Genomic DNA, 18,915 nt, shown 5'->3' with positions numbered 1-18,915 from the left:
TTGTGTGATCTTGCCGTGGAGGCCAGCGATCCCGGCGGATCGAGTGGGATCGTTCGCAACAGGCGACCGGGTGCTGCGGGTCACAACAGCGTGAGGGGATTTCGTGAGCTCGTTCCTGGAAGATCCGGCTGATCACCACCGTGGTCGCGGGAGCGTTCCCGACCCCGCACCGGTGGACGACGAACTCATGGGCTCCGGTGGCTCGGCGGACGGTCTCGTCCGAGCGCGGGTCGATCCGCGGGGGCGGGTCGGCGATGTCGCCTTCGACCCGCGCCAGTGGGAGCGAACGCCGCGCGCAGCGGCGGAGGCGGCCGTGCGGGAAGCGGTCAACGCGGCGTTGGACGACATGGCCGCGAAGGTCGCCGCCGCAGGGGCGTTGCCCGGGCTCGATGCGGAACTCGGCCGCGTCACCGAGGGGTTCGAGCGAGCGATGGACAAGGTCGCCGCGGACATCGACGCGGCACGGCGGCGCTTGGGTTCCTGACGCGTCACCCCGGATCAGCGCGCGCCTCCTGAGCGCGACACGGTGATCAACGAGCTGTGTCCCGGTGTGATCGGCAGTAGGGTTCTCGCGGGCTGATTCCTAGTTGCGGGGATGGTGCGATGGGCCGGGCTTACGTCGTGGGCACGTTCGACACGAAGGCGGCGGAGCTGCGCTACGTCGCCGGGCTGGTCGCCGACGCGGGCGTGGAGGTGACCACCGTCGACGTGAGCACCTCCGGCGCGGAGTCCGCCGACGCCCCCGACGTGCCCGCCGCCGAGGTCGCGGCGGAGCACCCGCGGGGCGCGGAGGCGGTGTTCACCGGTGATCGCGGTTCGGCGGTGGCGGCGATGGCGCTGGCGTTCGAGCGCTGGCTGACCGCGCGACCCGGTGTCGGCGGCGTGCTGGGGCTCGGCGGTTCCGGGGGCACGGCGCTGGTCACTCCGGCGCTGCGGGGTTTGCCGGTGGGCGTGCCGAAGCTGATGGTCTCCACCGTCGCCTCCGGTGACGTCTCGTCCTACGTGGACGCCTCCGACGTCGCGATGTTCCCGGCGGTGACCGACGTCGCCGGGCTCAACCGGATCTCCCGCCAGGTGCTCGGCAACGCCGCGCACGCGCTCGCGGGGGCCGTGCGCAACACCGTCCCGGCCGCCGAGCAGCGTCCCGCGGTGGCGCTGACGATGTTCGGGGTGACCACGCCGTGCGTCACCAAGACCGCGGACCGGCTGGCCGCCGAGCACGACCCGCTGGTGTTCCACGCGACCGGCACCGGCGGCCGGGCCATGGAGAAGCTCGTCGCCGACGGCCTGATCGAGGCCGTCCTGGACATCACCACCACCGAGGTGTGCGACCTGATCGCCGGGGGAGTGATGAGCGCCGGTGACACGCGGCTCGACGCCATCGCGCGCGGCGGCGTGCCCTACGTGGGGTCCTGCGGCGCCCTCGACATGGTCAACTTCGGTGCGCCGGACACCGTGCCGGAGCGCTACCGGGGACGGCTGTTCTACGAGCACAACCCGCAGGTCACGCTGATGCGCACCACCCCGGACGAATGCCGGGAGATCGCCCGGTTCCTGGCCGCGAAGCTCAACGCCTGCACCGGCCCGGTGCGGTTCCTGCTGCCGGAGGGCGGCGTCTCGCTGCTCGACGCGCCCGGGCAGCCCTTCCACGACCCGGCCGCCGACGAGGTGCTGTTCGAAACCCTCGAAGCCGAGGTGCACCGGACCGAGCAGCGGCAGGTGCGGCGGGTCCCGCACGGCATCAACGACGACGGTTTCGTGGCGGCGCTGCTCGCGGCGTTGAGCGAAGTGCGCCCCGGCGCGGAAGGAGAACGGGCATGACGCGGTTCGACCGGGAGACCCTGGTGCGCCGGTTCCGGGGCATGGCCGATCGGGGCGAGCCGATCATCGGCGGTGGCGCAGGAACCGGGCTGTCGGCGAAGTGCGAGGAATCCGGCGGCATCGACCTGATCGTGCTGTACAACTCGGGCCGCTACCGGATGGCCGGGCGCGGTTCGCTGGCCGGGCTGCTGGCCTACGGCAACGCCAACGAGATCGTCGTGGAGATGGCGAGCGAAGTGCTGCCCGTGGTGCGCCGCACGCCGGTGCTCGCGGGCGTCAACGGCACCGATCCGTTCCTGCTCACCGGGCCGTTCCTGGCGCGGCTGCGGGAACTGGGCTTCGCCGGGGTCCAGAACTTCCCGACCGTCGGGCTCATCGACGGCACCTTCCGGGCCAACCTGGAGGAGACCGGCATGAGCTACCGGCAGGAGGTCGAGCTCATCGCCGCCGCGCGGGAAGCGGACCTGTTCACCACGCCCTACGTCTTCTCCGCCGCCGACGCCCGCGCCATGACCACCGCCGGAGCCGACATCGTCGTGTGCCACCTCGGGCTCACCACCGGGGGCTCCATCGGCGCGGAGACCTCGAAGGACCTCGACGACTGCGTGGCGCTGATCGACGAGTGGTCCGCGGCGGCGGCCGAGGTGCGCGAGGACGTGCTGGTCCTCTGCCACGGCGGCCCCATCGCCACCCCGGAGGACGCGGCCTACGTGCTGGGCCGCACCAAGCGCTGCCACGGCTTCTACGGCGCCAGCAGCATGGAACGGCTCCCGGTGGAGCAGGCGCTGACCGAGCGGACCAGGGAGTTCAAGAACCTCAAGCGGTGAGCCGCACCGCCCGGTGCGGTGGAACACGACGGTGAGGAGCACGTGATGGCACGGTCCTATGCGAGCGCGGTGGTTCCGGCGACGGCGGACGCGGTGTGGGAGCTGGTGCGGGACTTCAACGGGCTGCCGCGGTGGCACCCGGCGATCAAGACCAGCGAAGTGGAGGGCGGCGCGTCCCCGGCGGAGGTCGGCGCGGTGCGGCGGTTGACCCTCGCCGACGGCGGTGTGGTGCGGGAACGGCTGGTGGCGCTCGACGACGCCGCCCGCGCCTACACCTACGACATCACCGAGGGCCCGTTCCCGGTGCGCTCGTACCGCAGCACGATCCGGGTCCTGCCGATCACGGCGACGGGGCAGGCGTTCGTCGAGTGGTACAGCGACTACGACGCCGACGCGGGCGACGAACCGAACCTGGACGAGGTGTTCGCGACCGGCGTGTTCGGCACCGGCCTGCGAGCGCTGGGCGATCACTACGCGAGTTGAGCGCGTCCGCCGGGCGGTCGCGGCGGCCGCCCGGCTCCGTACCCTCGGCGGCCCTGCCGCGGTGCGTCGGCGGGCGGTGCGCAAGCTGCCATTCGGTGGACGACCGGTGTGGGTTAGGCGACAGCTCTGGGCGGCGGCCCGTTAGAGTTCAGCCGTGCCAAGCAGTGAGACTTCCCCCGAACGAGCGACGGCAACCGAGTCGTCCGAAACTCTGCGTAGCGGCGGCCTGCCGGGTGGCGTGGTCGTCACCGGCGGCTCCGGGTTCGTCGGCCGCGCCGTCGTCCGAGCGCTGACCGAACGCGGCACCCCGGTCACCATCGTCGACGCCCAGGAACCGCCGGAATCGGTGCGCGGCGAGCTCGTCACCCACGTCGCCGGCGATCTCACCGAACCGGCCGTGCGCGAAGCCGCCGTCATCACCGGCACGTCGGCCATCGTGCATCTCGCCGCGATCACCTCGGTGCTGCGCTCGGTGGACCAGCCCGCCGAGACCTACCGCGCCAACGTCGAGGTCACCCAGGGACTGCTGGAACTCGCGCGGCAGCGGGGCGTCGGCCGCTTCGTGCTCGCGTCCACCAACGCCGTCGTCGGCGACATCGGCCACGGCACCATCTCCGAGGACCTCCCGCTGCGGCCGCTCACGCCGTACGGCGCGACGAAGGCCGCCTGCGAGATGCTGCTGTCCGGCTACGCGGGGTCCTACGGCATCGCCACCACCGCGCTGCGGTTCACCAACATCTACGGGCCCGGCATGGGGCGCAAGGACAGCTTCATCCCGCGGCTGATGCGCGCGGCGCTGGCGGGCGACGGCGTCGAGGTCTACGGCGACGGCGCGCAGAGCCGCGACTTCGTGCACGTCGACGACGTGGTGACGGGCATCCTCGCCGCCTGCGACAAGCAGTACACCGGCACCGCGATCATCGGCTCCGGGCGGTCCATCTCCGTGCTGGAACTCATCGACGCGGTCCGCGCCGCCACCGGCGCGCCGCTGCCGGTGACGCACGTGCCCGCGAAGAACGGCGAGATGCCCGCGGTGATCGTCGACGTCGCCAAGGCCGGGCGCGAACTCGCCTACAGCCCGTCGGTGGAGCTCACCGACGGCCTGCGGACCGTGTGGGAGGACTTCCGCGCGATCACCGCCGGGACGCCGTGATCGCCGCGCCGGCGCGGCACCTCCGCGCGCACTGGCTGCTCGCGCTGCTGTTGCTCGGTGGCGTCGTGCTGCGCGTGCTCGCGCAGCTCGCGTACCGGCCGGCGCTGCTCTACATCGACTCGTTCCGCTACCTCGACGACCTCGGGGTGTTCTTCCCCGGCGGTATCAACCCCATCGGCTACGAGATCCTGCTGCTCGGCCCGTTGCTGCTGGTGGGGAACCTGGCGTTCGTGGCGGCCGTGCAGCACCTGATCGGGCTCGCGCTCGGCGTCGCGATCTACGTGCTGCTGCTGCGCTTCGGCGCGCGGCGCTGGATCGCGGCGCTCGCCACCGCGCCGGTGCTGCTCGACGCCTACCAGGTGCAGATCGAGCACAACATCATGTCGGACCTGCTGTTCCAGGTCCTGCTGCTGGCCGCGATCTTCGTGCTGACCTGGCGCGGCATTCCCGGCCCGCGCACCGCGGCGATCGCCGGGCTGCTGCTGGCGGTCTCGGTGCTGGTGCGCATCGTCGGCTTGACGCTGGTGGTGCCCGCGGTGGTGTTCGTGCTGCTCGCGGCCGGGCTGCGCCCGAGCGACGGGTGGAAGCCCCGGTTGCGCGCCGCCGGAGCCCTCGCCGGGGCGTTCGCCGGGGTCCTGTTCTGCTACGCGATGTACCACCTGGCGTGGACCGGAACGCCCGCGCTGGGCGGCTCCACCGGCAGCGTCGTCTACGGCCGCACCGCCGTCGTCGCGGACTGCGATCGGCTAGGGCTCACCCCAGAAGAGCAGCTGGTGTGCCCGAAGGAACCGGTCGAGGCCCGGGAGAAGCAGGGCATCGACTTCTACATCCACTTCTGGCACGTCTCGGTCAACACCGACAGGCTGCCGGACGACTTCGACCTCAACGCCGCGCAGAGCGGCATGGCGGCCAAGGTCCTCGCCCAGCAGCCGCTCGACGTCGCGGGCGGGTTCGTCACCGACTTCCTGAAGGGCTTCGCGCCCACCCGCACCCAGACACCGGGCGACGTGCCGCTGGACCGGTGGCAGTTCAAGACCGAGTACCCGATGTACGCCGACCCCTGGTACGTCGCCGAATGGGCCGAGCTGCACGGCGACGGGCCGCTGCGCGCCGACCCCGAGATCGGCGGGTTCCTGCGGGCCTACCAGCTCGGCGGCGGTTACACGCCGGGCACCGCGCTCGGCGGCATGCTCGTCCTGTCCGGCCTCGCCGTGCTCGGCGTCGGCCGCGCCCGCCGCAGCGGGCTGCGCGCCGTGACGCTGCTGCCCGCGGGGCTGGCCACCACGGTGCTGGCCACCGCGGCGGCGATGGAATTCTCCTGGCGATACCAGCTGCCCGGCCTCGTGCTGCTGCCGCTGGCCGGCGGGCTCGCCCTGACCGCGATCATCGGACCGCGCCGGGCCCGCTTACCCGAACGACCGAACACCCCGAAGGAGACCACCATGTCCACGACCTACCCCGACGAGGTCGACCGGGCGGCCCTCGACGGCTACGCCGAACGCTACGGCGACCGCGGGTTCGCCTCGGTGGTCGTGCTCATCGCGGCCTACAACGAGCAGGACGCGCTGGGCGCGGTGCTCGACGGCATTCCCGCGCAGAGCTGCGGGCTGGACGTGGACGCGCTCGTCGTCGTCGACGGCGCCACCGACGACACCGCCGAGGTCGCGCTGCGCCACGGCGCGCAGACCTGCGTCGCGCCGACGAACCGCGGCCAGGGGGCGGCGCTGCGGCTCGGGTACCGGCTCGCCGCCGAGCGCGGCGCCCGCTACCTCGTCACCACCGACGCGGACGGCCAGTACGACATCGCCGAGCTGCCCCGGTTGCTGCAGCCGTTGATCGACGACGAGGCCGACTTCGTCACCGGTTCCCGCACTCTCGGCCGCACCGAGAGCACCGACCTGGTGCGCCGGGCCGGGACCCACGTGTTCGCGTGGCTGGTCAGCGCCCTGACCAGGCAGAAGATCACCGACACCTCGTTCGGCTTCCGCGCCATGAAGATCGAGGTGCCGAACTCGGTGCGGCTGGAGCAGAAGCAGTACCAGTCCTCGGAGCTGCTCGTCGGCCTGCTCGCCCGCGGCTACCGGGTCCTGGAGCAGCCGATGACGATGCTGGCGCGCACCGCGGGGCAGAGCAAGAAGGGCAACAACGTGCTCTACGGCTACCGCTACGCCAAGGTCGTCTTAGGCACCTGGCTGCGGGAACGGCGTTCCGCGCCGCAGCCGCAGCACCGGCCCGCGACCGAGCGGATCAACGAGCCCGCGGTGGCCGTTCCCGAGCGGTGAAGATGAACCGGTCGATGACGAAGAACTTCACCACGAACATCACCAGGTAGGTCGCGAGGAAGGCGCCCCACACGATCGCCACCTGCGGGAGGCGGTCGTGCGGGAACGCGTCCAGCGCCAGCTGCTCGGCACCGCTGGTGGCCAGCGCCGCCAGCAGCGCGGTGCCCACCGACAGCGCCGCGTAGCGCACGATCTCGCCGCGCAGCGCCGATCTGCCGCCGCCGCCCCAGGTCCGGCGGTTGAGCACGAAGTTCGGCACGGCGCCCGCCAGCCACGCCAGCACGGTCGAGACCACCGGCAGCGCTCCCAGCGCGTAGGAGCCGACGAACACGAGCTGGCTGATCCCGGTGGCGACCACGGAGGCGGCGGCGAACCTGCTGATGAGCCGCCAGTAGTGGCCGCGGCGGCCGGTCGACCGCGCGGTCGCGGTCTCGGTGGCCTGCTGCACTGATCGGTCCTTTCGCGCTGCGCCGAGCCCGGAACGGGCCACGTCGCGGTAGCACGATACCGGGGCGCGAACGCGTGCCTTTCCTCTCGGCCCCCGCTTGCTTTCGGCTCTTCGCTCCCGCGCCGAACAATGAGAGCATTCCCGATGTTGGCGGGAGCGAGGTGGCGCCGGGAGCCGTCGGCGTCCGCTTCACCTCGGCCCGGCAGCGCTTTTCCTACCGTGCCGACTGGCTCCGGAGCACCTCGGTGCCCGGAGGATCCGCCGCCGCGGCGCCCTTCCCGGCCGCCGGTGGCACCCGCAATGATCTAGAGGGAGAAGAAGGCGTGCGAATCCTCGTCCTCGGGGGCGACGGCTACCTTGGCTGGCCGACCGCTCTGCACCTGTCCGACCGTGGCCACGAGGTGGCGGTGGCCGACAACTTCGCCCGGCGCGGCTACGACCACGAGATGGGCGTGCAGAGCCTGGTGCCGATCGAGCCGATGCAGACCCGCGTCGACGCGTGGCGCGAAGTGTCGGGCAAGAGCATCAAGTCCTACTACGGCGACCTCGTCGACGCGGACTTCACCTACGAGATGGTGCGGGACTTCCGCCCGGACACCATCGTGCACTTCGCCGAGCAGCGCGCGGCGCCCTACTCGATGATCGACCGCAAGCACGCGGTCTACACCCAGCAGAACAACGTGGTCGGCAACCTCAACGTGCTGTTCGCGATCCAGGAGATCGACCCGTCGATCCACCTGGTGAAGCTGGGCACGATGGGTGAGTACGGCACGCCGAACATCGACATCGAGGAAGGCTGGCTGGAGGTCTCGCACAAGGGGCGGACCGACCGGATGCTCTTCCCGAAGAAGCCGGGCTCCTTCTACCACCTGAGCAAGGTGCACGACAGCCACAACATCGAGTTCGCCTGCCGCATCTGGGGCTTGCGCGCCACCGACCTCAACCAGGGCGTCGTGTACGGGCAGGAGACGGCGCAGACCGCGCTGGACCCGCGCCTGGCCACCCGCTTCGACTACGACGCGATCTTCGGCACGGTGCTGAACCGCTTCGTCATCCAGGCCGTGCTGGGCCACCCGCTGACGGTGTACGGCACGGGCGGGCAGACCCGCGGGCTCATCGACATCCGGGACACCGTGGAGTGCATCCGGTTGGCTGCGGAGAACCCGGCCGACGCCGGCGAGTTCCGGGTGTTCAACCAGATGACCGAGAGCTTCTCCGTGGAGGAGATCGCGAAGGTCGTGGCCAACGGCTTCGACGGCACCGTCGACGTCGAGTACCTGGACAACCCGCGCGTCGAGCAGGCCGAGCACCACTACAACGTGGTGCACACCGGGCTGGTCGAGCTGGGCCTGGAGCCGCACCTGCTGTCGAACACCCTCATCGATTCGCTGTTCGGCGTCGCGAAGGCGCACGTGGACCGGGTCGACCTGGGCGCGATGCGTCCGACGGTGCAGTGGCGTTCCGGTTCCAGCCCGATGCGCGCGGACGGCTGAGCGGCGCGGTCGTCGCGGTGACGGATGCCCGGCGACGGCATCCGTCATCCCTGCGCACGGGCGGCGGTCCGGATCGATGTCCGGCCGTGCCCGAACTGTGCACCCAGAGGCCTGGAATATTCCACGATTGACGTGCACACTGAGTGCCACGCGTCGCTGGACTCCGCACGGACGGTGCGGGTCGCCTGCCGATGGGGATCCGGTGGCGTTCGCCCGGTGTCCCGGGCGGAGAACGAAGTGGCCAGTCGGTGGCCGCAGGTACGGGGAGCGGCGTCCCGGGCGCGAGCACGAAGTTCGCACCCGGGGCGCCTACCGCGTGTCGGGGGGCTTCCACACGGCCTATCGAACCGTAGCCCTTTCGTATGACTAGCGCGATACGGCACGTGGGTAATGCCTGACGCTCCGTGTGTTAGCTGTAGCCACGCAACAACCGGTCGAGCTCGACCGCGCCGACCACAACGCCCGCCCGCGACAGCGTCGCGGACGGGCGTTTCGTCGTTTCGGGGCGGCCGGTCAGCTGCGCACCGGCTCGCTCGCGTCCTCCGGGAGCTCCTCGCGGCGGTCGCGCACGATCTGCCGGACGGTGTAGGCCAGCGCGGCGACCCAGGCGAGCACGATGACGGCGTAGAACACGCCCGGAGCGGGCAGGTCGAACGCCTTGATCAGGGTGCGGGTGTTGGTGAGCACGATGAGCCCGCCCGCACCGACGCCGATCAGCCGCATCGGCACGATCCGCACCAGGTACGCCGCCAGCGGCGCGGCGATCACGCCGCCGATCAACAGCGCGGCCACCGTCGCCCAGGACAGCGGCTCGTCGGCCAGCGAGATGATGAAGCCGAGGCTGGCCGCGACCGCGATCAGGAACTCGCTGGTGTCCACCGAGCCCACGACCTTGCGCGGCTCCACCTTGCCGGTGCTCAGCAGCGTCGGGGTCGCCACCGGGCCCCAGCCGCCGCCACCGGTCGCGTCGACGAAGCCCGCGACCAGGCCGAGCGGGGCGAGCAGCTTCGAGCTGACCCCGGTGAGCTGCCTGCGGCGCAGCGGGCGCAGGGCGAAGCGCAGCAGCACGTACAGGCCCAGCGTCAGCAGGATCGCCGACATCCACGGTTCGGCGGCCTCGGTGGAGAGGTTGCTCAGCGCGGTCGCGCCGAGGAAGGCGCCGACGGCACCGGGCACGCCCAGGATGAGCACGACGCGCCAGTCGACGTTGCCGAACTTCCAGTGCGAGATGCCGGAGGCGGCGGAGGTGCCGATCTCGGCCAGGTGCACCGATGCGGAGGCCACGGCGGGCGTGAGCCCCGCGGTGAGCAGGATGGTCGTGGAAGTCACCCCGTAGGCCATGCCGAGGGAACCATCGACGAGCTGGGCGATGAAACCGCCGAGCGCGAAGATCAGGAAGGTCTGCACGATCTCTCCGTGGGGTGGCGTTCGAGGGCGCTCCGGTCGTGCGCGGTGCGTGCCGGGGCGGTTCGGGTGGTCGGTTCGGGAGGGCGGCCTCGGGCGGCGGAACGTGCCGCGGCGCCTGCGCGAGGGGTGGTGACGCGCGCGCCCGCGAAGGCGGCCACCGGCCGCGGCGGGATCGCGCGGTGCGCGGCCGGGAGGGTCAGCGGGAAGGTCGACACCCGGCGGAGCTGACGCGGAGCAGGTCGACGTGCAGGCGCCGCACGAGCAGGCCCCACTGGTCACCACGCGTCATGTCGGTCAGTGAATCAGATCAACTCTTCGAGTGGCACGCGCATCTCAGAGTGCGGGAGATCGATCGCAGGCGGTTACTCGCGAGTCACTTGAGGCCATCCGACGGGTGGTGGGGGCGAGTGGTCGAGTTTGTGCCCAAGACCACTTTCCGGCGGATGGGGTCTTGGTCGCCGACCCACGCGAGGTGCGCCCGAATCTGATCGATCGTGCAGGTCGGCGCCGATCGTGCGGTCGGGCGCGGCGGTGCGGCGATCCGTTCGGCGCCGTGTCCGGCCGGTCGCCGCGCGTGATCGCGAGCTCCGTGCCCAGGGGGAATCACTGATCGCGCGGAGTTGATCGCATCGAGTCGCCGATCTTCCGGTCGTCCTCGCGGAGGGCACCGAAGATCGCCCTCGCTAGATCACGACCGTTACCGAAAGGTCATCTTATTTAGTCACTGAAAGTGTGCGGCTGGCGGCTGAACGACAGGCAAAGCTGCACCTAAAGGATGAGCACTTGATGGTCCGGATGACCCTTAGCTACCTTTTTCGCTGAGAACGTCACGGTTCAGTCACGAACAGGACTCGCCCCCGAAGAGTTCGCCCGCATCCCCCGGCGGGAGTGACCGAGCCACCCCCGAAGACGGAAAGGCGACCATGGCCAAGCACCGCGAGGAGAGCGGCCACACCCCGAAGACCGCTCTCCGGGAGTCCTTGTTGAACTCCTTCCGCCCTCGTTCCGAGAGCAAGACCTCCCGGGTGTCCACCCGGAACAAGATCGCCGCGGCCGTCGTCGCGGCCGGCGCGTTCGCCGCCGTCGGCCAGCCGTTGGCCGCCAACGCGGACAAGAGCACCGAGAACCAGGCCGTCCGCCCGGTGGCCGACCAGCACGTGGCCGCGCAGCAGCAGCTCGCCGCCTCGGTCAACGGCGTCCACGGGACGCCCGCCTCGGTGCAGCTGCTCGACGCCCAGCCGGCGCAGGGCGCGCACCAGGAAGCCCAGAAGGTGGCCAAGGGCGAAGCGATCGCCCAGCAGAAGGCCAAGGCCGTCGCGGACCAGAAGGCCGCGAAGGAGGCCGCCGACAAAGAAGCGGCCGACAAGCAGGCCGCGGAGAAGAAGGCCGCCGAAGCCAAGCAGGCCGAGACCAAGCAGGCCGCGTCCGCCCAGCCCGCCAAGGCGAGCAACGGCTACGTCAAGCCCGCCGAAGGCACCTTCACCTCCGGATTCGGTTCCCGCTGGGGCAGCACCCACAAGGGCATCGACATCGCCAACAGCATCGGCACCCCGATCGTCAGCGTCAGCGGTGGCGAGGTCATCAGCGCCGGACCGGCCAGCGGCTTCGGCCAGTGGGTCCGCGTGCAGCACAACGACGGCACGATCACCGTCTACGGCCACGTCAACACCATCGACGTGAACGTGGGCGACAAGGTCAGCGCCGGCGACAAGATCGCCACCATCGGCAACAAGGGCCAGTCCACCGGCCCGCACCTGCACTTCGAGGTCATCGAAGGCGGCAGCAAGACCAACCCGCTGCCCTGGCTGCAGGAGCACGGCATCTCCGTGAAGTGATGCCACGACACCCGGTGAGCCGGGCGACGGCGCACCGCCGCCCGCTCTCCCGGGTGTACCGGCGTTTCGGCGCCCCCCCCCAGACCGGCCGCCCGAGGTTCGGAGTCACCCCCGACCGAACCTCGGGCGGTCTTCCACGTTTTTGGGGGCCGGGCTCGTTTTGCTCGTGTGGTCGGGTAGCGGAACCTCAGTCGGTCTCTCGCTGCGGGATCTTTTTCCCGAGTGGCTCCGCCACGAGGGAAAAAGCCGTCCTCGCGAGAGACCGACTGAGAACCCGCCGGTGGTCGCCTTGCTTGCGTGGGCTATTCGCTGCGCGAATACAGGCACGGCCTTCGGCCGCAAGGCAGACTCGCTTCGCTCGTCCACTGCACGGCTTCGCCGCAAAGCACGTCCTCGCCGTAGGAGGTGTGGTGCGGTGGCCGGTCAGTCGGTAGTGGCCGACTCCGTTGGTGACTCGGCGGTTTCGAGGCGGTCGCGGAGCCAGGTCAAGGTCCGGGACAGCAGTCTCGACACGTGCATCTGGGAGATGCCGATCTGCTCGGCGATCTGGGTCTGCGTCATGGACCTGAAGAACCGCATCACGAGGATCCGCCGTTCCCGCTCGTCGAGTTCGGCCAGCAGCGGGCGGATCGTCTCCCGGTTCTCCACTTCGAGCAGTTCGGCGTCGTCGGAACCGATCGCCGCGCCCAGCGGGATCTCGTCGGTGGCGGTGAGCAGTTCGTCCAGCGAGGCGCTGCGGTAGGCGTTGCCCGCCTCCAGCCCGCGGAAGACGTCGTCCCGGCTGATGTCGAGGTGCTCGGCCAGCTCGCTGGGAGTGGGCGCGCGGCCGAGCTCCTGCGAGAGCCGGGCGATGGCCGAGGACACCGCCAGGTGCAGCTCCTGGAGCCTGCGGGGCATCCGCACCGCCCAGCCCGTGTCCCGGAAGTGCCTGCGCACCTCGCCCATGATCGTGGGAACGGCGTAGGACAGGAAGTCCACCCCGCGGTCCGGGTCGAACCGGTCCACCGCGTTGATCAGCCCGAGGGTGGCGACCTGGGTGAGGTCCTCCTGCGCTTCGCCGCGGTGGCTGAACCGCCGCGCGATGTGCTCCGCCACCGGCAGGTGCGCCGTGACCAGCCGGTCCCGGAGCCGCGCATGGCGGGGATCTTGTTCATCCACACCCGCGAGTTCGGCGAACAGGGGCGCCAGTTCGTCGTAGCGTTGATGTCGCGAGTGCGCAGCGTGATCGGAATCCGCCTGCTTCACTCGTGTGCCCGTCCCTTGGTCAAGTCGATGCGAACCACATGGCCACTGCCGGTGTCCGCGTCCGATTCCACCGAGGTTGACACATCGTCGGTGAGCGCGCTGAGCACGCGCCAGCTGAACGTGTCCTGCCTGGCCTCCTGCGGATGGTCGCTGACGACCGAGGCGGAGACGCTCAGGCCCTGCTCGTCGCCCTGGAACCGGCAGGTCAGGGTCTGTCCGCTCGCGGCGAGCCGGATCAGCGAGGAGCACGCCTCGTCCACCGCCAGTCGCACGTCGGCGATCGAGTCCACGTCGAAATCGGCCCGCATCGCGAGGTCTCCGGTCACGGCCCGCAGGACCGACAACTGGGACGCCTCCGCGGCGACCCGGACCTCCACGACGGACGCCCCCGAGGCGGAGTCCGCGCTCGGACGGGGAGCGGGAGCGGTCTGCTCACCGCGTGCGGGCTGGGGTGCTGACACTGGTACACCTCGCTTTGCGCTGGGGAACCTCGTTCCGGGCCCGGAGCCCGGCCTCGCCGGGCGGACTCCGGGACCCGATCGCGCACCGGGTTCTGACCGCATCACGCGCCACCTCGATCGGGTCCGGTCCGCGGTGCCGCGCGCGGCATCCGCGTCGCGAATGTCGTCGGCCGGGGAGCCGGGGGAATGCGAATACCATTACTCACAGTCACCTGGTACCCGGCGTGGTGGCCGAACAAACGGGTGTTCCAGCCCGGTGTGCGACTTTCTAGATCAGACTGGTCCAGTAGCTCCAGAAGGCCTGCAGCACGAGTACCACGATCACCAAGTACCACACCACCAGCCCGAGGCTGTGGAACCGGCTCAGCGCGGTGCCCGCGGCGACGCCGCCGCCGAGGTGCCCGGAGCTCAGGGTGTGCAGGGTCGTGTACCAGAAGATCGGGATCGTCACGACCCACACGACCATGCAGTACGGGCACAGCGCGCCGATCTCGTACAGGCTCTGCGCGATCAGCCAGTGCACGAACACCACGCCGAGCGCGGTGCCGAGCTGGAGGCCGAGCCAGAACCAGCGCGGGGCGGCGAACCCGGCCAGCAGCACGGCGCCGACGGTGATCAGCACGGGGAACGCGGCGACGCCGATCAGGGGGTTCGGGAACCCGAACAGCGCGGCCTGCGTGCTGTCCATGACGGAACCGCACGACACGATCGGGTTGAAGCTGCACGACGGGACGTACGCCGGATTGCCCAGCTTGTTGATCTTCTCGATGAGCAGCGCGGCGGCGGCGACGAGGCCGATCGCGCCGCCGATCAGGTACAGCCAGCCCAGCCCGCGGGGCGGCGCCGCCGAGCTCGCGGGCGCGGGCTCGGCGGCGCGGGCCTGCTGGGTGGCGGTCACTTCGCCAGCTCCTGGTTCAGCCGGTCCCGCAGCTGGTTGAGCACGTCGCCGTAGGTCTTGGCGTCCTGGCCGGCTTCCCACTTCTGACCGTTGATGAAGAACGTGGGCGTGCCCTCGACCCCGGCCTTCTCGCCGTCCGCCTGGTCCTTCTTGATCCGCTCGGCCACCGCGGGCGATTTCATGTCCGCGCGGAACTTGTCCACGTCCAGCCCGTTCTGCTGCGCGTACTGGGTGAACAGCTTGTCGGCGCGGGCCGTGTCGTCGCTGACGCTCTGCCCGTCGTCGCTGACCGCCCAGGCGCGGTAGTTGTCGTAGAGGGCGTGGTACATCTCCTTGTACTTGCCCTGGGCGGCGCCCGCTTCGGCGGCCTGCGCGGCGGTTTCGGCCAGCGGGTGCGCCTTGGCGATGGGGAAGTTCCGGTTCACGAAGGTGATGCGGCCCGCGAACTCCTTCTCGATCGTCTGGGTGACGCCGCTGTAGTACTGCCAGCAGGACGGGCACTGGAAGTCGAGGAACTCCGAGACGGTGACCTTGCCGTCGGGCGCTTCGATCAGCTTGTTGCTGTCCGGGTGCGCCACGACGGCGCTGACGTCGGCACCGGGCGCCGGGGCGGGGCCGCCGCCCCCGGCCTGGTCGTCGCCCTTCCGGGAGGCGGTGAACAGCAGGATTCCGCCCACGATCAGGATCGCGCCCACGACCACCACGATGCTTAAGATCATGTTGGTGGAGGGGCCGCTCTTCTTCAGCAGCGGGTTCTTGGTCTTCGGCATCGCTCGGTGCACCTTCAGCGGTCGGCTCGGGCGGGGCGTACCCGCACCTGCGGCAGATCAACTCCAGTTTCCCGCACCATCACGAAAGTGTGAGAGAGCGGGTGGTCAGGGGGTCGCCCTGCCCACTACGGGTATACCGCATGCGTGACCGGAACCGATCCGCTCGACCTGCTCGACGCCGATCTTCGCCCGCTGCTGCGGGGCTGGTCGGGGGACTGGCTGGAGCCGGAGCTGGTGACCCGGACCGACGCCCGCTTCTCCGACCCGGACTGGGTGTTCGAGCGCAAGCTCGACGGGGTGCGGGTGATCGCGGGGCGCGACGGGGGAGCGCCGGTGCTGTGGTCGCGCAACCACAACCGGGTCGACTCCGCCTATCCCGAGGTCGTCGAGGCGCTGGCCGGGCAGGCGGACCGGTTCCTGCTGGACGGCGAGGTGGTTGCCTTCGACGGTGACCGCACCAGCTTCGCCAGGCTGCAGCGCCGGATGCACCTGACCGATCCGCGTGCCGCCCGCCGCACCGGGGTGGCGGTGCACTACTGCGTGTTCGACCTGCCGGCGTTCGGCGGCGTCGACCTGACCCGGCTGCCGCTGCGCGTCCGCAAGCGGCTGCTGGCGGAGTGCTTCGAGTTCACCGGCCCGCTGCTGCTGAGCGAGCACCGCAGCGGGGACGGCGCGGAGTTCTTCCGGCAGGCCTGCGCCAGCGGCTGGGAGGGGCTGATCGCGAAGCGCGCGGACCGCCCCTACCGCAGCGGTCGCAGCCGGGACTGGCTGAAGTTCCCGTGCCTGTCCGGCCAGGAGTTCGTCATCGGCGGCAGGACCGAGCCGAAGGGGTCCCGGTCCGGGTTCGGGGCGTTGCTCGTCGGCTACTTCGACGGCGGCGCGCTGCGGTACGCGGGCAAGGTCGGCACGGGCTACGACGAGGCGGCGTTGCGGGACATCGGCGGCAGGCTCGACGAGCTGTCCCGGCGGGAGTCGCCGTTCGCGGACCGCATCCCGGAGCGGGAGGTGCGGTGGGCCGAGCCGGAGCTCGTCGCGGAGGTCGGCTTCACCGAGTGGACCCGGGACGGCAGGTTGCGGCACCCGAGGTTCCTGGGGCTGCGCAACGACAAACCGGCCACCGACGTGGTGCGCGAGGACTGAGCGGCCCGGACCACCGCACCCCGGTCAGCGCAGGACGCTGACCATGGCGCCGTTGGGTGCACCGGTGGGTTGCTGCACCGGGGACTGCGGTGACGACCATGCGGCGAGTACGACGGTCACCAGGACCATCATCACCGTTCCGACAACCGACACGGCAGTGCGGCTGCTGATCTGCATGGTTCGTGCCCCGCATTCCTGGGAGGAGGTGAAAGCTGCTTGGTGGTGGCGTTCGAGCTCGGGTGGCGTGGTCTTCCGGTGCGTCCGAGGGCCGCCGAACACCCCTGGGAGACCCGTGAATCGGCCGGGGCCGATCCGAGGGTTCGGAGGGGGTGACGTCGCCGCGAACTCGAGTGCCACAGAGCATGTCGCCGCACTGGAAGAATACGTTACGTACCCGAAATATTCCCTGGTGGCGTCCATCTCGCCCACGTGAGGGAATGGTCGCCGACTCCGGCTGCGAAGCGCTATCGAACAGACCGGAGTTCACTGGAACGTGCGATCACTGCTCCCAGAACCCCTGCTGGTCAAGCTGCCTGATCAGGACCTGCCCGCTGTGCGTGAGGTGCTCGTGCATCGCCTGCCGAGCGGCCTCCGGGTCGCGGTTGTGCAGGGCGCGCAGGATCGCGCGGTGCTCCGGCCCGGTCGACTCGGTGAAGTCCGACGCGGCGGCCAGCTGCCGCCGCGGCACGTACCGCGAGGCCAGTTGCACGAACCACGCCAGCTTCGCCGAGTCGGCGATGTCGTAGATGACGTGGTGGAACCGGAGGTCGAGCTCCGCGGCGTCGCCGATGCCGAACCGGCCGGCGTGCTCCAGCTCCGCCTGCACCTCTTCCAAACCGGCCAGCTGCGCGACGCTGATCAGCTCGGCGGTGCGCGCGGCGAGCTCACCGGCCAGCGTCGCCTGCACCCGGCTGGTGTCCTCGATGTCCTGGCGGTTCAGCGGCAGGACGGTGAAGCCGCGGCGGGGCTCCAGTTCGACGAACCCCTCGCCGCGCAGCGCCAGCAGGGCTTCGCGCACCGGGGTGACGCTGACGCCGATCTGCTCGGCCAGGCGCTCCAGGTGCAGGTGTTCGCCCTTGCGCAGCCGTCCGGTCACTATCCGGTCGCGGATGCGGGCGGCCACCTCGTCGGAGAGCTGGGCGCGGGGTCGTCGTTGGGGCAGTCCTGCTCCGGGCATCGCTCTCTCGATCATCGCCTGATTTCGATCGTCCCTGGTCGATCGTGGTGGGGTGCGCCGCCGGTCACGGCGAAGGGTGATGCTGCGAACTTGATACCAGGCGTGCGGCGCGACACGATCGCTGATCGTTCCTCCACGGGTATCGTCGCAGGACGTGGCCGCCGATCCCGCTCGTCCGGTGCCCGATCCCGGGCACGCGATCACGCATTCGCTGGCCGCGGCTCGGCTGGGTGATGCCGAGGCGCTGGCCGGGCGGTTGATGGCGGCGATCTTCACCGACAACCCGGAGTGGACCGACTACCGCCCGGTGCCCCGCGAGGACCTCTACGAGGGCTGCCGCCGCTACCTGCAGCGGGTGCTGGAGATCCTCAGCGGCGCCGCGGGCGACCCGGACGGCGACGACGTGGCCGCGGCGATCGGCCGCCGCCGCGCGGAGCAGGGCGTGCCGCTGGAGGTCATGCTGCGCACCTTCCGCCTCGGCGGGCGCATCGTGTGGGAGGCCATCGTCGAGCAGGCGCACGCGGATCGCGCCGATCCGGACGTGGTGCTGGGGGCGGCGACGTCGATGTGGACGGTGATCGACGGGCTGTCCTCGACGCTGTCCACCTCGTACCGCAACACCGAGCTGGAGCGGTTGCGCCGCGACGACCAGCGCAGGCACGCACTGGTGGAGGACCTGCTCAGCGGCCGGGCGCGGGACACCGCCTTCGCGCAGCGGACGGCGAAGGAACTGGACCTGCCCGCCGCCGGTCGTTACCTGGTCGTGGTGGCGGAGATGCGGTCGGACGGCAGCTTCGCGCTCAGCGGGCAGCACGACGCGTTGGGCGGGGTGCACATCAGATCGGTGTGGCAAGTGCGCGCGGACACACTCGTGGGCCTGGTCGCGCTGGAGCAGCGGAAGGCGGCGGGTGCGCTGGAGGTGCTGCGCCCGTTGGCCCGCGGCCGGGTGGCGGCGTCGCCGGTGGTGCGCGGCCTGGCCGAGGTCGGGCTGGCGCACCAGCTCGCGGTGACGGCGATGGGCACCGCCTCCTACGGTTCCGCGCAGCTGGTGTCGCTGGACCAGCGCTATCCGGAGGCGCTGCTGGTGCAGTCCCCTGACCTGGCACAACGCCTGCTGGATTCGCAGCTGGGGCCGTTGCTGGACCTGCCGGTCAAGGAGCGGGACATGCTGCTGGACACGCTCACGGCGTGGCTGGAGGAGAACTGCTCCACCGCGAACGCGGCGGTGCGGTTGCACTGCCACCGCAACACGGTGCTGAACCGGCTGCACCGGATCGGCACGTTGATCGGGCAGCCGCTGCACGGGCGGGCGGCGTACGTGTCGCTGTCGCTGGCGCTGTCGGCACTACACCTGCGCGACGGACTGCGCGACTGAGTCCGGCGGCGAAATTTTCCCGTTTTTCTCCGCGCCGTGAGGCGGCCGCGTTTTCCTGGGGGCATCGACGGTAGGATCTCACGGAAAGTGAGATGTGATC

Annotated in this window: 19 protein-coding genes; 10 read left to right on the top strand and 9 right to left on the bottom strand. The window is 70.7% G+C overall.

All coding sequences use genetic code 11. From position 1 onward, the window contains the following. The first annotated feature begins 172 nt into the window (after positions 1-172). The 6 genes from BJ969_RS20720 (at position 173) to BJ969_RS20695 (ending at position 6,566) form a co-directional block, all read left to right on the top strand. Positions 173-484 (top strand): YbaB/EbfC family nucleoid-associated protein, encoded by a 312-nt coding sequence (locus BJ969_RS20720; protein WP_184481171.1) that lies wholly within the window; start codon positions 173-175, stop codon positions 482-484. Positions 485-603: 119 nt separating this feature from the next. Beyond that, positions 604-1,821, top strand: coding sequence for a Tm-1-like ATP-binding domain-containing protein (locus tag BJ969_RS20715; RefSeq protein ID WP_184481169.1), 1,218 nt, complete (start codon positions 604-606; stop codon positions 1,819-1,821). Beyond that, on the top strand, positions 1,818-2,648 hold the full coding sequence (locus BJ969_RS20710; protein WP_184481167.1) for a phosphoenolpyruvate hydrolase family protein: 831 nt from the start codon (positions 1,818-1,820) through the stop codon (positions 2,646-2,648). The genes BJ969_RS20715 and BJ969_RS20710 overlap by 4 nt, the downstream gene beginning before the upstream one ends. A 45-nt stretch (positions 2,649-2,693) precedes the next feature. Further along, complete coding sequence (locus BJ969_RS20705; protein WP_184481165.1) at positions 2,694-3,131, top strand: SRPBCC family protein; 438 nt, start codon at positions 2,694-2,696, stop codon at positions 3,129-3,131. A 238-nt stretch (positions 3,132-3,369) separates the two neighbouring features. Further along, positions 3,370-4,284 (top strand): NAD-dependent epimerase/dehydratase family protein, encoded by a 915-nt coding sequence (locus tag BJ969_RS20700; RefSeq protein WP_184481163.1) that lies wholly within the window; start codon positions 3,370-3,372, stop codon positions 4,282-4,284. Then, positions 4,281-6,566 (top strand): glycosyltransferase family 2 protein, encoded by a 2,286-nt coding sequence (locus BJ969_RS20695; protein ID WP_343071514.1) that lies wholly within the window; start codon positions 4,281-4,283, stop codon positions 6,564-6,566. The genes BJ969_RS20700 and BJ969_RS20695 overlap by 4 nt, the downstream gene beginning before the upstream one ends. On the opposite strand, the gene BJ969_RS20690 is transcribed toward BJ969_RS20695, so the two are convergent. Then, the gene (locus BJ969_RS20690) at positions 6,532-7,014 is read right to left on the bottom strand and encodes a GtrA family protein (RefSeq protein ID WP_184481161.1); all 483 of its coding nucleotides are present in this window, start codon (positions 7,012-7,014) and stop codon (positions 6,532-6,534) included. The genes BJ969_RS20695 and BJ969_RS20690 overlap by 35 nt on opposite strands. 323 nt (positions 7,015-7,337) lie before the next feature. Between BJ969_RS20690 and BJ969_RS20685 the strand changes: the two genes are divergently transcribed. Further along, the gene (locus BJ969_RS20685; protein ID WP_184481159.1) at positions 7,338-8,507 is read left to right on the top strand and encodes an NAD-dependent epimerase/dehydratase family protein; all 1,170 of its coding nucleotides are present in this window, start codon (positions 7,338-7,340) and stop codon (positions 8,505-8,507) included. A 513-nt stretch (positions 8,508-9,020) separates the two neighbouring features. Here BJ969_RS20685 and BJ969_RS20680 read toward each other — a convergent pair. Then, complete coding sequence (locus BJ969_RS20680) at positions 9,021-9,914, bottom strand: TSUP family transporter (protein WP_184481157.1); 894 nt, start codon at positions 9,912-9,914, stop codon at positions 9,021-9,023. Positions 9,915-10,110: 196 nt separating this feature from the next. After that, positions 10,111-10,203, bottom strand: a complete 93-nt coding sequence (locus BJ969_RS31055; RefSeq protein WP_425503569.1) for a putative leader peptide — start codon at positions 10,201-10,203, stop codon at positions 10,111-10,113. Between the two features lie 634 nt (positions 10,204-10,837). On the opposite strand from BJ969_RS31055, the gene BJ969_RS20675 reads away from it, so the two are divergent. Next, entirely contained in the window at positions 10,838-11,749 is a 912-nt protein-coding gene (locus BJ969_RS20675) for a M23 family metallopeptidase (protein WP_184481155.1), read from the top strand. Positions 11,750-12,172: 423 nt separating this feature from the next. Here BJ969_RS20675 and BJ969_RS20670 read toward each other — a convergent pair whose 3' ends face one another. From BJ969_RS20670 to BJ969_RS20655, 4 genes are all read right to left on the bottom strand, one after another. Next, complete coding sequence (locus tag BJ969_RS20670) at positions 12,173-12,994, bottom strand: SigB/SigF/SigG family RNA polymerase sigma factor (RefSeq protein ID WP_184481152.1); 822 nt, start codon at positions 12,992-12,994, stop codon at positions 12,173-12,175. Further along, positions 12,991-13,455: an ATP-binding protein gene (locus tag BJ969_RS30660; protein ID WP_343071513.1), complete on the bottom strand. Its 465-nt coding sequence runs from the start codon at positions 13,453-13,455 to the stop codon at positions 12,991-12,993. The genes BJ969_RS20670 and BJ969_RS30660 overlap by 4 nt, the downstream gene beginning before the upstream one ends. Before the next feature lie 268 nt (positions 13,456-13,723). After that, a complete protein-coding gene (locus tag BJ969_RS20660) occupies positions 13,724-14,353 on the bottom strand; it encodes a vitamin K epoxide reductase family protein (RefSeq protein WP_184481148.1) in 630 nt (209 codons plus the stop codon). Beyond that, positions 14,350-15,123: a DsbA family protein gene (locus tag BJ969_RS20655; RefSeq protein ID WP_184481146.1), complete on the bottom strand. Its 774-nt coding sequence runs from the start codon at positions 15,121-15,123 to the stop codon at positions 14,350-14,352. The genes BJ969_RS20660 and BJ969_RS20655 overlap by 4 nt, the downstream gene beginning before the upstream one ends. Before the next feature lie 144 nt (positions 15,124-15,267). Here BJ969_RS20655 and ligD point away from each other — a divergent pair, with 144 nt between their 5' ends. Then, on the top strand, positions 15,268-16,263 hold the full coding sequence (gene ligD, locus BJ969_RS20650) for a non-homologous end-joining DNA ligase (RefSeq protein ID WP_184481144.1): 996 nt from the start codon (positions 15,268-15,270) through the stop codon (positions 16,261-16,263). 24 nt (positions 16,264-16,287) lie between these two features. On the opposite strand, the gene BJ969_RS20645 is transcribed toward ligD, so the two are convergent. Together BJ969_RS20645 and BJ969_RS20640 are read right to left on the bottom strand one after the other, a co-directional pair. After that, the gene (locus tag BJ969_RS20645) at positions 16,288-16,440 is read right to left on the bottom strand and encodes an archaellin/type IV pilin N-terminal domain-containing protein (protein ID WP_184481142.1); all 153 of its coding nucleotides are present in this window, start codon (positions 16,438-16,440) and stop codon (positions 16,288-16,290) included. Positions 16,441-16,762: 322 nt separating this feature from the next. Then, positions 16,763-17,455, bottom strand: coding sequence for a GntR family transcriptional regulator (locus tag BJ969_RS20640; RefSeq protein WP_246457034.1), 693 nt, complete (start codon positions 17,453-17,455; stop codon positions 16,763-16,765). Positions 17,456-17,594: 139 nt separating this feature from the next. Between BJ969_RS20640 and BJ969_RS20635 the strand changes: the two genes are divergently transcribed. Next, entirely contained in the window at positions 17,595-18,815 is a 1,221-nt protein-coding gene (locus BJ969_RS20635) for a PucR family transcriptional regulator (RefSeq protein WP_266089121.1), read from the top strand. Positions 18,816-18,915 lie beyond the last annotated feature (100 nt).

It is taken from the genome of Saccharopolyspora gloriosae (assembly GCF_014203325.1).
GTDB classification, from domain to species: domain Bacteria; phylum Actinomycetota; class Actinomycetes; order Mycobacteriales; family Pseudonocardiaceae; genus Saccharopolyspora_C; species Saccharopolyspora_C gloriosae.
This window is presented reverse-complemented; position numbering and strand designations above follow the sequence as displayed.